Below are 12,371 nucleotides of genomic sequence, written 5' to 3'. Positions count from 1 at the left end.
TCATCCTCCCTGCCGTAGCACCACGTCATAGCAATACGGCGCCTGCGACTTAACGCAGCGAATGTCCTTCCAGCCATTCAACACAACCTCAGTCACGCCCTCGACCGTCAGCGCCGCGTCGACGGCCGAACGCACAACTTGGCCGCCCAGCTTGTGCATTTGCGCTACATACGCCTTGGCGCGCTTCTCAGCGACTTCAAGCGCCATTGCCGGGTCCAACTCGGACGACACAAACACCGTCGCATTCAGGGCATAGCGCACAATCTCCGCCGAGCGCACCCGCACACGGTCACCGAAGGGCCGGAACGGCTTCAGATAGCTGTCGACCGCCTGCAACAGCCCGGGGCCGGCCTGGCCGTCACCCGTGCGCCCCAGAACAAACAGGTCAATCTCACAGGGTTGCGGGCTGTCGACTGAAACGTCTTTGACCTCCTGGCTGGCATTGCGCGCATGAAAGCGATAGGCGCCCTCGGGGCCCGCCACCGACAGCCCCTCGGGCGATTCCTGCAAGCGGGCCCGATAGTCGTCGTCCAACTCGCCAGCGCGGCGCAGGATCGGGCTACCGTCAGGGTTGCGGTAGTAGGTGACGCCAATGTGGTCGAGCTGGCTGCCGTAGGCATGTGCCAACGTAAGCCCCTTGGCCTGCTCGTTCATTTCCTGGCGGATCAGCATTTCCCGATAGGCGCAGGCCAGCACAACCCGATAGGCCGGATCGGCCGGGCTATTGTTCTCCACCCCGGCCGAAGCGGCGATTTCAGCGACAATGACTTCATAGTCGACCGTTTTGACAACGGTCAAAGGCGGCAGCAAAGCCGGGATTACGCCTGTCATTTGAGCAAGATCCTTTCCAATTCCACCGCGCTGGCTTTTCCCTGCTCGTACAGCAGGCCGTTTAGAAACAGCTCGATATGGTTGCTGGCCACCACCTCTACCCGCATCGTCAACAGCCTGAAGTCGTCCAGGCCGTTGGCCTTGTTGTTGATCGCTTCAGCGAGCCGGACAAAGGCGTCCATGTGGAATTCCGAATCGACGTTTCGGTCGAGTAGTTCAAACAACCGAGAACCAAAGTCACGGCGGCCGACCAGGCTGCCGACTGGCGTTGCTATGACATCGCTCAGGCGTTGCCACAGATAAGGGATGCCGCCAATCAGGCGCCCTGTAACCCTGTCCATACCTTGCTTCATGCTGTTCTCACTGTTGCGGATCAGGGGCCGGGCTGTTGCCGTGTTTATGGCCGTTGTACAGCGCCCGGTCGGCGCTCATGTTGCGCACGGCGTCACCGACTTCGGCGTCGCCTTTGATGTCGCCCGTTACGCGTAACGTGCCGTCGATTTCGGTGTCACCGGTAATCTTGACGCCACCCGGGGCGACCACTTCGGCGCGACCGCCGGCGGGCAAGTCGAGGCGATGCAAGTGCGCCTTGCGGTCGTAAGACACCGACCCGCCATCGCCGTACTGGATCAAAAACAGGTCGGGGTCGCTCGATGGCGCGACAAAGTCTTTGTGATAGCTGCCGGGCAGAATCTCGCCCAGAGCCAGGTCACCCTCACTGATCACCGTGACCCCTTCGCCCTTTTCGGGGCACCACCAGACAATCGCCTTCCCGGTCCGGATCGGCTTCCAGGGTAGCCAGCCGGTTGTCATGCCGGGCCCGTACTGGACCCGCGCGACGGCCTTGACGGGGTCGACCTCGGCAATCTTGCCGCGCACCACCATTTGGGCAACGCGACGTTCCAGCTCTTCCAGGCGCTGCAAAACGTCCATCACGCCTCCGGCTGATCGTTACCTACGTGGTCTTGCCCTATGAACACCTCAAGCGCCGGACCATCGACGGGCAGTTCCCAGGCTTCGCCTACATGGGCCGTTTGCTTCCAGCTCACCAGCCAGCTCTCAAAACCTTTTTCGCCCGGGGTGAACAACCCGGGAAACGCCTCTAAATCGCTAGCGCGTTCCACGTAATCCAGCCCCCATCGGGCGCCATCGATCAGGCGCAGCAGGTGGGCCGCGAAGTTGCGCACCTCTAGCTGCACGTTTTCGGTCTGGGCGCTCAAGACACAGTGCGCGGTCCATATCAGCTCCATCGGCGTGCGGCCGCCCGTGGCGCGACCACTGGGGCGAATCTCGGCCAGCTCTAGCAGCACCGCCGGCGTCTTGATCGACTGGCTGTTCGGGTCCACGGGGTTGTACATGTCCACGGTCGTCAACCGCGCACCGAACCGCTCGCGTATGGCCGCGATAATCCGGTTATGCAATTCGGTCAAATCGACTTGGGATTCGTCAGGTTTTCCGCTCATGGTTCACCGCGTAATTGATTTCTTGTTCGATCAGCTCGGCAAACCGCGCCAGGGCACGCCGCTCGTAACGGCGGAACACTTCGTCGGCCATGTCGGCTAGTTCGATGCCGACACGCACCACCGGGAAACGGCCCCGGTTGCTGCTGTCATTGCTGCCACCAAGATCAAGAAAGCGAGCACTGCCCCCGCCGTTCTGCCGACTCATAGCCGGCAGTTGCAGACCCAGCGCCTGGGCGCGGCTTTTGCGAATCCAGACCCGCGAAACCCCGTCGTAAACGCTGCGATAGAACGCCCCGTCGAAGCGACGACCCGCGACCGTGGTGCCCTTCTTGCCCTGTCGGGGTCGACCCGCGTTCTCCGCCGGCAACGGCAAGGTGCCAAACCAGAGAATCGTTACTTGTTCGGCGCCAGAGCCGGCCGTGGTCGTGCTCCAGCGCGCTTTTAAGCTTTTCTGCGGCACCCGCAGGGCCTGGCTGATTTCGCGCGCCATACGCGTCGACAACCAGCGCATGGTTTTACGGCGGGCTCGCTCGCCGGCCTTCGTCACCTGTTCGGGGGTGGCCTGAATCTGCGCGGTGACGCGGGTGATTTCTTGCGCGAAGTTCAGTTGAAAGTTAACGCCACTGGCTGCCATGACTTGCGCCCTCCCCTACGGCGGGTTCGTCCAGGCTGTCGGCCAGCCAGAGAGTCAGCCAGCCCGCACCGTCGGCATAAGGCGCAGGGCAAAAGTAAACCTTGTCCTTGATGGTCAGCCGCCACGCTTTGCTGATCCCGGCCAAGCGTTGATCGCCGGTGGTGAACACCGGTTGCCGGCGCTTGAACTTCAAACCGCCAGAGTCGCTGGAGCCTTCTTTTCGATGCTCGAAATCGACCTCGGCATTGTCGAAAATGCCCTCGACATCGAAGCGCTCGCCCGCGTCCGTCAGCACCTGCGCCGTGGCGTCCTTACAAATCAGCATCGTTCGTTCAACAATGTTAAATCGGCTCACGGCTCCCCCTTTTCGCATGCGAAAGCCGACCCGCCTGGGTGGGCTTTCGGCTGCGAAAAGCCCCGCACTGGGCGGGGCTCTCGGTACAGTGTGGCGACGCTTAGATCACGTTTTGCAGAAGCAAGCCGCACTCTTTGGCAATCACCAGTTCCTTGACTTGCTCACCGACGCGCAGGCGGTAACCGCCCTTCAGGCCGACGCTTTCGTCGTACCAGGTCCCGGCGAAGCGATCGTCATATTGCGCAGTAGCCCCCCAGGTCAGAGTCCCAGCCGGAATCTCAACGTTGGCCGCTTGGTAGGTGAACGCGCAATGCCCGGCCCACACCCGTTTGACCTCGGCCGGCTTGCCCTTCTTGGCGATGTTCACGCGGCTTTCGCCGATGAATACGTTTTCGATTTCCAGCAGTTCCATCAGTTGGGCGATGCTCACCACGCCTTTGTCGCCGCTGTTGCCGTGGGCTGCCGCGACCATGCTGCGGTTGACCCGCAACTGGGTCCATTCGGCGCGGCCGATGGTCAACGTGTTCGGACGCATCAGCGGGCCGTCGAGCTGGGCCAGCAAGAACGGCAACAGGTCGGCGTCGCGATTGCTGAACTTTTCCCCGGCCGCCAACGGCTTGCCGTAGGCATGGTTATCCGGGTTGAAGGTGGCCCGGGCGACACGGACTTCGCGGTCCAACAAAATCAGGTCGGTCAGCGCTTCCGAGGCGTGGTCGAGCGGGTCATAGTTGCTGTTAGCGGCCTTGTCGATGTCGCTTTGCGGGACCACGTCGTCCAGACCGAAATCGGCAGTCGAGGCGTCTTTTTCCTCGGCCGCGAACTCGACTTCCAGGGCGGCACCCTTACGGCTGATTTCAGTGTCGATATGGGTCAGGCGCTCGGCCTTGTCATATTCGAACCACTTGAACTGTTCGCCACCAACGGACTTACGCGGCATCACCTGATCAGCGATCAGTTTGTCATTGCGGTAGGCAATGACGATCCCGGTACGGACCGGGTCAATAGGAAACGGGGCTGGCATGCTTGAATTACTCCAGGGTCAAATTAAGCGGCCGGCACAAAGCCGCGCTCGATGAACACGCGGCCGATGGTGCCGGCGTCACCGGTTTCGTCGGCGCGAGCGATGTAGGCTTCGCCGGGTTTCGCCTTCACCGCACGACCGGCGATGTCGGCGGTCAACAGGTCACCAAAGCCCACGGCGCCGCCATACTCCAGCTCGGTTGGACCGCTTCGGATCACGTCGCAGACGGTGCCTGCCACGGCACCCAGGCTACCGGTCACGCCCATCAACGGCGCTTCGCTCGGCCCCGCGGCTTGCTTGAACTCGCCTTCGACATCGTCATAAGCGGCAATGCGGCAAGGCTCGGCATCCGTACCGGCGCGACGGCTTTCAATGTGTTGACGCATCAGGCTTTACCCCCTTGGATCATTCGCACAGCGGCGGAAATAGTGATTTTGTTGCCCTTGGCGGCTTCGGAGTCGACCAGGGTGCGGGCTTCAGCGGCCAGCGTTTTCGGGTCAACGGTGGACTTTCCGCCCTGGGGTTCGGCGCCGCCCTTGACCTTGTTGGCTTCGGTATTGGCAGCGTCGTGCAGGTAGTCGGCACCGCCTTTTTTCTCGGCGGCGATGATCTGCGCGGCGGCTTCCAGGCCGCTGGTGGTGCCGTCCAAGGCCAAGGCCTGAATCAGCTTTTCGTGCCCGGGCAGGCTGTTGGCAAACACCGCTGTGACGCGTGCGGTTTCAGCGGTACGGCCGGCGATTTCCCCTTCGGCTTTGCCCGCCGCGTGCCCCGTCACACGGGCCGCTTCGACGGCGGTGGCCATGTCGGCCGCACCGGTGGCGGCAATGGCGGCGAAAGCGTCCGGGTGTTGGGCCTTCAGGGCGTCAGCAACGGCGGCCGCCGTCGCCCCTTCTGCGATAGTCAGAGGCATATGGTTTGCTCCTACGTTGGTCTTGGCGGCGGTTGACGCCTTGAGTGGTTGAATCGGGCGCGACGACTGCCGGCCGCTTAGCTCGGCGATCAAGCCTTCCAAGCTGCCGAGGCGGTGCGCCATGCCCTGCTTTACTGCCTTGGCACCGATGAAGGTGCCGCCCCGGCCAAAGTCGGCCAGGACCTTGTCGCGGCCGACACCCATGTTTCGGATCACCGCGTCGATGAACACCGTTTCGAGGTCGTCGACGATGGTCTGCACCGCGGCCTGGCCGTCCTCGCTGGTCGGGTCAAGGCGCTTGTTCGGCGCATTGCTCGACACGACTTCGATGCGTTGTTCGCCCTCGACCGGCGGCAGGATGCGAAACCCCGCCACCGTGCCCACCGAACCCAGTTCGGCGGTCGCGTCGATCACCACTTCGGCACAGGCCGAAGCCATCCAGTACGCCGCCGAACAGGCTTGGCCGCCGACATAGGCGACGATCTTTTTCCGGCCACGGGCCTGATAGATCATTTCGGCCATTTCATTCAGGCCGTTGACCTGGCCACCAGGCGAGTCGAACCACAGCACCACGGCGCGGGCCTTGGGGTCTTCAATCGAAGCCGACAGCGACTTGGCCAGCGCCTCGGTCGACGTGCCGCCGCAGATGTCGTGCATCCAGCTGGCATAACGCGACACCACCCCGCGCACCTTGATCAGTGCCACCCCGTCGCGCAGCTCGACGGCGGGGGCCGATTTCATCCCCTCGCCGTCTTGCGTGGCCAGTGCCTCCAGGCTGCCGGCCTTCAGCTCTCGGCGGGCGATGGCTTCCATGTCGGCCAGCATCATCGGCGGCAGCGCCCAGGCTTGTGAGGCCAGAAACTGCAAGGCCATCAGCTTTTTCATGCGTCCTCCCCTGGCAGCAAAAAGCCCCGTTGGCGGTTGCCTTCGGGGCCTTGTTCGACGTTGTCGTCATTGGGCGGCGCACTCGGCGCCGCCGGTTTGTACTTGCGGCGCTCCTCGATCACGCGCCGGTTGTTGATTTGCTCCCAGCCCTGGCCCAGCAAGTGACGGCTTTCCCGTTCGTGCGTACTGATGCCGATCTTTAGCCGCTTCTCGGCCGCGTTGACCGCCTTCAGTTCGTCCAGCTCGCCCAGGTTCGGCCCGTGCCACAGTGTTTGGCAGTAGGCCCGGCGGACTAGCGGGTCCTGAAAGTACCCCGGCAAGCGCAGACGCCCCCGCGCCACCGCTTCCGCGATCACGGTTTCGTAATACGGCTGGCACACGTCGACGACGAAGTTCGCCCGGTCGACCATGATGTAATGGGCGAACTGCAACAGTGCCGCCCGGCTGGCCGAGTAACTGGCGGTAAAATGTTTGATCAACACTTCAAACGGCACGCCAATGGCGCCGCCGATCATGCGCCAGAGCGCCGTCACGAACGGGTCAAAGGCCGCATTCGGTCGCCCCGGGTTGGCCGTTTCAATGCTCTCGCCTTCGTCCAGCTCATACACCAGGCCATCACCCAGGCGCAGGTCGCGGGCTTCGTCGCTGTCGTCGTCATCGTCATCCGCTGCGCCTGTCCTGCCCCCTCCCGGCCCATAAGCATCCCCACCACCATCGCGGTCGGACTTGATGAACACGGTGAATTTCGAGCTAATCACCGACGCCATCAGTTCGGCATCGATGTAGCGCCCGGCCTGCTTAATCACCTCGATCACCGGCGCCAAATCAGGAATGCCCCGCGTTTGACTGGCCCGCATGTTGTGGTTGGAGTGAATCAGCACGTTGCGCCGGCTCTGCTCACCGAACAGCGGCACCCGCTGCCAGGACGCTTTCGAGCGCAAAAAGCGCTTGGCCGGGTTGGTTTGCAGCACATGCACCGCCACGGCGGCGCCGTGTTCGTCCAGCTCGAAACCGCCCGACAGGGTTTCGCTGTCGGGTTTGTTGTTCGGGTTGCACACGCGGTCGGACTCGACCGACTGAAAGTGCGTCGCGTACGGTGACCCTTCACGCTCGAAATGTGGCAGCAACAGAAACGCGTCGCCATTCACCCGGGCGCTATGGAACAGCTCGGCTTGCTTTTGAAAGAAGGTCTTGCGCCGCGCGGCGTCTGCCTCCAGGCAATCGGCCGCCAGGTTGAACTCACGCAACATTTGCGCCTGTAACGTCTCCGCCTGCTGGGAACTCAGCCCCAGGAACTCGGCGTCGATACTCGGTTCAGGCCGTAGCCCGGTGCCGATCACATAGACCGTCTTGGTTTTCATGGCGCCGTGGGCAATCGGGTTATTGCGCTCCAAGTCGCGCGACCGCGACCGCAGGGTCGCCAGTTCGGGGTTAACGTCGCCGTCGGCGTCTTTTTTCGAGGTAAACCACGATTTCAGCGCCGGGCGACTTTTCGACGCCCCGGCGAATGAATCCAGGGCGTCGAGACTCATCCGGTCCCGCGCGCGCTCCAATCCCGCCGAAGCGGAAAAGAAACCGACCACGCGGTCGAAGACGTTTCGACTCATATCGGAATCCCTTGTCGAGCCACCGGCCCGCCGCGCAGGCTGCGCCGCAGGCGATCGCGTTGTGCATACAGGGTTTTAAGGTCCGCCATCTGCACCTTTCGCGTCCCGGCGGCCGTCGTCACCTCGACGTTTTGACCACCCTGCAGCACATCAAGAATGGCCTTGTCGATGGCGGCGATTTCCGCCCGAACTGCCCCACGGTTTCGGCTCATAGTTGGCACTCACTCACAGCCCCCCGACGGCGTTTTTTCCGCTTCGGCGCCGGCGCTGCCGGTTCCGGTGGGGGTTTGGGTTTCTGTTTTACCCGCGCGCCATCAGGCAACGCAGGCATGTCCGTTAGGTCAGGCGCCGTTTCATCCGGCAGGTCTAGCATTTCGTCCCCCAGGCGCGGCAGGCGATGCACCTGCTCAAGATGGGCGGCTGTCGCCGCCAACACTTCAGCGTCGAAATAGTGGTTGTCGGTACGCAGCTTGTGCCAGAACACGCGCCCCGCCTGGGTCACTAAGCGCGCCTCGGCAACCACCTGCTGGCAGTAATCGTCGCTCGCGTCTTGCGCGATGTACCAGGCGCCGGCATGTTCGACCGGCCACTCGATACGGGCATGCACCCAGCTTTTGAAGTGGTCGGTGTGGATGTGCATCAGCTTCAGCGGTTGACGTTCGTGGCCCTTCTGGTCCACGTCAGCGAACTTGTACGGCTTGTCTTGTTGCTGCCGGCCCTTGGTTGGCACCGCGCGGCCGTAGTAGCGCCGGCAGAACTGATAGACCATGTGCACCGGCGCGGCCTTGCCGCCGGGCTTATAGCCTGAATCGACCAGCATCCGCGCAATCGGCCGGCCGTCGTAGGTCGTTTCTAACAGTGTGGCCAGGTCCTGCCACACCTGTTCCTGTTCGGTGTCGCCCCATATTTCGCCGTGCTCGATCAGCCACGACGAAAAGTTGTAGCCGAAGCCGCGCACCACATAGACCAGGCGGTCGCCTTGCACGTCGACACCCGCGACGATCAGTTGCACACCGCGCGGCACCTCGCCAAAGGCATAGGGCCGGCGTAGCGCAGCGACCGACTGCCAGGCCGGCGCCTCGCCCCTGACCATGTACAGCTCGCCGAATGCGGTGTTAATCGCCGCCTGCATCCGCCCAGGTTCGCCCGACTGCATGGCCACCACGAACTTGCGTGCGCGCTGGCCGAAGGTCTGCCAAGGCGAACACAACCCGGACACCCAAAACGACGCCGAACTGTCCGCCTCCAGCGGCGCCAGGTAGGTGCCGAATTCAACCGTTACCGTAACGCCGCCCTGCTCGATCTGTACGCCTGCCGCATTGAAGCCAACCAGGCGCTGGCCCGGGGCGACAAACACGCCCCGGTCATTCATCCACTCTTTCGACTCTTCGGCGATCATGCCGGCGCAGTGCGGGCAGAACAGCCGGGCGTCGTCCAATGCCTGCTTAGGCGTGGCCCCATCAGGGATAAACAGGGTCGAAAAGCGCGGGATGAAGTAGCGCCCGCACTCCTGATGCGCGCAAGGCCAGGCCCATTCGTGCCGCGTGCCTTCCTGCCACAGTTTCCACACCGGCGAATTGACGTCGTCCGAAGGCCGCCAGCGCTCCAGACCGTTCTCGTCGGCTTCGGTTTCGACACTGCCATAGGTCGGTGTCGAAACGACCGTGACATTGCCGTCGATGAAGTTGGAAATGCGCGCTTCGGCTAGGGTTATTGGGTCGCCTTCACCGCCAACGTTGTTGCCCATGCGGTCGCGCTCGTCGACGAACACATCGCGCGACGGGTGCGACGCCAGTTCGGTCGCCGAGCCGGCCCAGCCAAAACCGATGCGCTGGCCGTTGATAAATTTTTCATTGATCGTGTCTTGCTTGCCTTTGGCCAGCGCTTCGAACAACGACGGCACCGACTTCAGCAGCTTGGAAAAGCGATCCTTACTCACCGACTCGACGTTCTTGCGGGTCGGACCGATGTACAGCACCGGCCCGGGGTCGTCGTCCATCCGCCAGCCAACCGCATTCAACAGCACGCCGTCGGTCTTCGACATCTGCGCGCCCATCACGCCGGTCACCATCTTGAACAGCGGGTCGCGGATGGCCTCGGTGATGCCCTTCACCCAGGGCGCGCGGTCGCTGTTCCACGGCCCCGGCTCAGGACTGCCCGGCGGCAAAATGCGTTTCTGGTTCGCCCATAGCCAGGCGGCACGCAACGGCGGCGGACGAAAGACCTTGGCCCCGCGCTTAAGAATCCTCTTCAGACGGTGCGGCATGGATGTCTAACGCCTCCAGCATGTCGGCCGCGACCGACATGGCACGGGTCAGTTCGTCATCAAATATCTGCAAGCCCGCCGCTTCGTTGCGCGCGGTGAAGACTTTGGGAATCACCTTGCGGCCTACTGGGCGCAGGATCATCGCCATTTGTGTCAGCGCGCTAGCCAGCGTCTGCTCGACCAGGTCGATGTCGATCAAGTTCTTTTTCTTTTCGCCCAGCTCCAAGGCGCGCAACTCGGCTTCGGCTTCCCGCGTCTTGCGGTCTGCGCGCAGCTTCATCAGCTCTTCTTGTTCCTTGGTTGTGGTTTCGCCGTCGACCACGCGACCGTCACCAACTTGCTTGGCCAATTCGCGGGCAATCTCCCAGGCGGTGGCCTTGGCCATGTCGATGCGCATGGGGTCGCCCTTCTTGCCGCTCCCCTCATGCGGCAGCCCCTCGCCAAGCCAGCGCGTAACCGTCCGTTCGGACATACCCCGGGCGTCGGCGTATTCGCGTTTATTCAAAATCAGCGGCATAGGTCGACCAATGCGAAGGGGTGGCCGAGCGCTTGGCCTATTTGTCCACCTTGCCCTCTTTTTTCCGAGTACACCGCGCCAGCAAATTCAAGGGCTGCACGCGACCATCTGTTCAAAATTTGAACGATAAAGGTGGACAAAGGGCGCGCATTTCCAAAAACCGAAAAATTCGCGAGCCGCGCGGGCCTGACGACCGTAGGTTCAAATTTTGGAGCCAGAGGGACCCAGATCTATCGGCGCGCCATTGTGGTGCGTGGTCGGTGCCTGTTGTTGGATGCAGGCCAGCACCTGGGCGGCGCAGGTCTTCAACGCGTCTTCAGTCACCAACACGGCATCCTCCCATTGCTCATTGGCCAGCACCGCCGGGCGTGCCGGCAGGCGGCAGGCTACCAGCGGGCAGGGTTGCGCCTGGCTTGTACTGGGTTGGGTCGGTTGTTTCTGGACGGGCGAACTGCACCCCGTAAGCAGCAGGTACAGCACCGGCCAGGTAATCGGCGATAGCTTGATCATTCTCTTTAAGCTCCTGTAGCGCGTTACGCGTAACGGCACCATCCTTAGCGATGGTCTGCGCCAATGATCGGAACAAGCGGTCAGCGGTCTGCGCTTGCTTCAGTTGGGCACGCTGGTCATCGATCACCCCCGCCTGTTCGGCGGTTCGCTGCTGTTCGGTTGTCAGCTGATTGCTGACATTGCTGCTGGCCTGTTCGGCCAACGCGCGGGCCGAATCGACGGCCTCGATGCGCCAGAGCGCCAAGGCCGCGACCAGCAACGCGATACCCCAGGGAATCAGCTTCATACCATCACCACTTGATACGGACCGACCGCCACGGTGGCCAGCAGGAACACGACAACACTTACCAGCGCGCCGATCACAAGTCCCACGCACATAAGGTTTCCTCCAGGGAGCGACGATGAATGATGCCGTCGCACTTGCTGCTCTTCAGCGCGCAATCCTTACCGGCAACGTATCGCCACCGCTTGAGTTGATCGCACGCTTGCACGTACTGCCCTTGGCGAAGCAGGCTGGCCGCTGTCGAGCCGCAGAACTTTGGGCCGCCGACGTTGTAGGCAAACAAGCCCCACCCCGCTTTCATCGATTCGGGCATCAGGTCGGGGGTGATTACACACCGCGCAACGTCCCTCAGTCCGATGTCGATGGCCTCACGGTTGCGGCGCCTGCAGCCCTCGACTGTTTCAACATCGCCCAACTTCACATCCTTGGTCACCCCTCCGCAGATGGTAGGAACGCCGCCAATGTCTAGATAGGCATGCAGAGGGTTGCCCTCGACGATGGGGACTGCCACGTCCATCAGCTGATAGGCCGAACCACCGGCAGCCAACACCGCCAGAAGCGCGGCCGGCAGCTTTATTTTCGCCATGCCGTCACCGCTGACGTAACCGAACTAACCAGCGTGGTGCGCCAGGACGGGAACGCCTTATCGAGCAACAGCAACAGGGTATAGAGCAGAGTCATCCAGCCAATCAGGTGGCTAATTTGAAAGCCGAAAAGCGTGGTGCTGCTGAAATACGCCACCGGCGGCGCGGCTTTCGCGACCGTCACCGCAAGGCCAGATTCTGTGTTCACTTTTCTGTCCCCATAAAAAAGCCCCCGACCGTTGAGGGCCGAGGGCTTGAAGGTTGTCGCTCCCCTGCTTCGGGAGAGCCCAATAAAAAATCCGCTGTGTGAGCGGGCAAGCGTGTAGTCCAGAAACGCACAAGCCCGACACGATGGTCGGGGTTCTCGAAGGCGTCACGCTGCGTTCACAGCATCACACGCTGCTATAAAAACAGAACTATTCCGCGCGGAAAAGGCCTTTTTTCTCCCGTCAATAAAATCGCACATTGCTTGCCAAAGATGGCTTCGCTTCCTATGTCTATGTAT

Annotated in this window: 16 protein-coding genes; all 16 read right to left on the bottom strand. The window is 62.2% G+C overall.

Features of this window, described 5'->3' with window-relative positions; genetic code table 11:
* The 16 genes from IC37_RS12655 to IC37_RS12580 all read right to left on the bottom strand — a co-directional run bounded on the left by IC37_RS12655 (position 1) and on the right by IC37_RS12580 (position 12,074).
* Positions 1 to 831: a baseplate J/gp47 family protein gene (locus tag IC37_RS12655; protein ID WP_030132162.1), complete on the bottom strand. Its 831-nt coding sequence runs from the start codon at positions 829 to 831 to the stop codon at positions 1 to 3.
* Complete coding sequence (locus IC37_RS12650) at positions 828 to 1,184, bottom strand: hypothetical protein (protein ID WP_143519184.1); 357 nt, start codon at positions 1,182 to 1,184, stop codon at positions 828 to 830. Before IC37_RS12650 ends, IC37_RS12655 begins: the two co-directional genes overlap by 4 nt.
* Positions 1,185 to 1,191: 7 nt before the next feature.
* Entirely contained in the window at positions 1,192 to 1,764 is a 573-nt protein-coding gene (locus IC37_RS12645) for a phage baseplate assembly protein V (RefSeq protein WP_030132160.1), read from the bottom strand.
* Entirely contained in the window at positions 1,764 to 2,294 is a 531-nt protein-coding gene (locus tag IC37_RS12640; RefSeq protein WP_030132159.1) for a hypothetical protein, read from the bottom strand. The genes IC37_RS12645 and IC37_RS12640 overlap by 1 nt, the downstream gene beginning before the upstream one ends.
* Complete coding sequence (locus tag IC37_RS12635; protein WP_051414895.1) at positions 2,278 to 2,928, bottom strand: hypothetical protein; 651 nt, start codon at positions 2,926 to 2,928, stop codon at positions 2,278 to 2,280. Before IC37_RS12635 ends, IC37_RS12640 begins: the two co-directional genes overlap by 17 nt.
* Entirely contained in the window at positions 2,909 to 3,253 is a 345-nt protein-coding gene (locus IC37_RS12630) for a hypothetical protein (RefSeq protein WP_030132158.1), read from the bottom strand. The genes IC37_RS12635 and IC37_RS12630 overlap by 20 nt, the downstream gene beginning before the upstream one ends.
* 130 nt (positions 3,254 to 3,383) lie before the next feature.
* Positions 3,384 to 4,304, bottom strand: coding sequence for a hypothetical protein (locus IC37_RS12625; RefSeq protein ID WP_030132157.1), 921 nt, complete (start codon positions 4,302 to 4,304; stop codon positions 3,384 to 3,386).
* Between the two features lie 23 nt (positions 4,305 to 4,327).
* Positions 4,328 to 4,690 carry a hypothetical protein gene (locus IC37_RS12620; protein ID WP_030132156.1) on the bottom strand — a complete coding sequence of 121 codons (363 nt, stop codon included), beginning with the start codon at positions 4,688 to 4,690 and terminating at the stop codon, positions 4,328 to 4,330.
* The gene (locus IC37_RS12615; protein WP_051414894.1) at positions 4,690 to 6,099 is read right to left on the bottom strand and encodes a S49 family peptidase; all 1,410 of its coding nucleotides are present in this window, start codon (positions 6,097 to 6,099) and stop codon (positions 4,690 to 4,692) included. Before IC37_RS12615 ends, IC37_RS12620 begins: the two co-directional genes overlap by 1 nt.
* The gene (locus IC37_RS12610) at positions 6,096 to 7,706 is read right to left on the bottom strand and encodes a phage portal protein (RefSeq protein WP_051414893.1); all 1,611 of its coding nucleotides are present in this window, start codon (positions 7,704 to 7,706) and stop codon (positions 6,096 to 6,098) included. The genes IC37_RS12615 and IC37_RS12610 overlap by 4 nt, the downstream gene beginning before the upstream one ends.
* Positions 7,703 to 7,918: a hypothetical protein gene (locus IC37_RS12605; RefSeq protein ID WP_030132153.1), complete on the bottom strand. Its 216-nt coding sequence runs from the start codon at positions 7,916 to 7,918 to the stop codon at positions 7,703 to 7,705. The genes IC37_RS12610 and IC37_RS12605 overlap by 4 nt, the downstream gene beginning before the upstream one ends.
* Entirely contained in the window at positions 7,915 to 9,972 is a 2,058-nt protein-coding gene (locus tag IC37_RS12600) for a terminase gpA endonuclease subunit (protein WP_051414892.1), read from the bottom strand. The genes IC37_RS12605 and IC37_RS12600 overlap by 4 nt, the downstream gene beginning before the upstream one ends.
* Positions 9,944 to 10,489 carry a terminase small subunit gene (locus IC37_RS12595; RefSeq protein ID WP_030132151.1) on the bottom strand — a complete coding sequence of 182 codons (546 nt, stop codon included), beginning with the start codon at positions 10,487 to 10,489 and terminating at the stop codon, positions 9,944 to 9,946. The genes IC37_RS12600 and IC37_RS12595 overlap by 29 nt, the downstream gene beginning before the upstream one ends.
* Before the next feature lie 346 nt (positions 10,490 to 10,835).
* Complete coding sequence (locus IC37_RS12590) at positions 10,836 to 11,285, bottom strand: hypothetical protein (RefSeq protein WP_051414891.1); 450 nt, start codon at positions 11,283 to 11,285, stop codon at positions 10,836 to 10,838.
* Between the two features lie 73 nt (positions 11,286 to 11,358).
* Positions 11,359 to 11,868: a lysozyme gene (locus IC37_RS12585; RefSeq protein ID WP_051414890.1), complete on the bottom strand. Its 510-nt coding sequence runs from the start codon at positions 11,866 to 11,868 to the stop codon at positions 11,359 to 11,361.
* On the bottom strand, positions 11,856 to 12,074 hold the full coding sequence (locus IC37_RS12580; RefSeq protein ID WP_143519183.1) for a hypothetical protein: 219 nt from the start codon (positions 12,072 to 12,074) through the stop codon (positions 11,856 to 11,858). The genes IC37_RS12585 and IC37_RS12580 overlap by 13 nt, the downstream gene beginning before the upstream one ends.
* Positions 12,075 to 12,371 lie beyond the last annotated feature (297 nt).

This window comes from Pseudomonas sp. QTF5, assembly GCF_000512695.2.
In the GTDB taxonomy this organism is placed as follows: Bacteria; Pseudomonadota; Gammaproteobacteria; order Pseudomonadales; family Pseudomonadaceae; genus Aquipseudomonas.
Note: the sequence above shows the minus strand (reverse complement) of the source record. Positions and strands in the feature narration are given on the sequence as shown.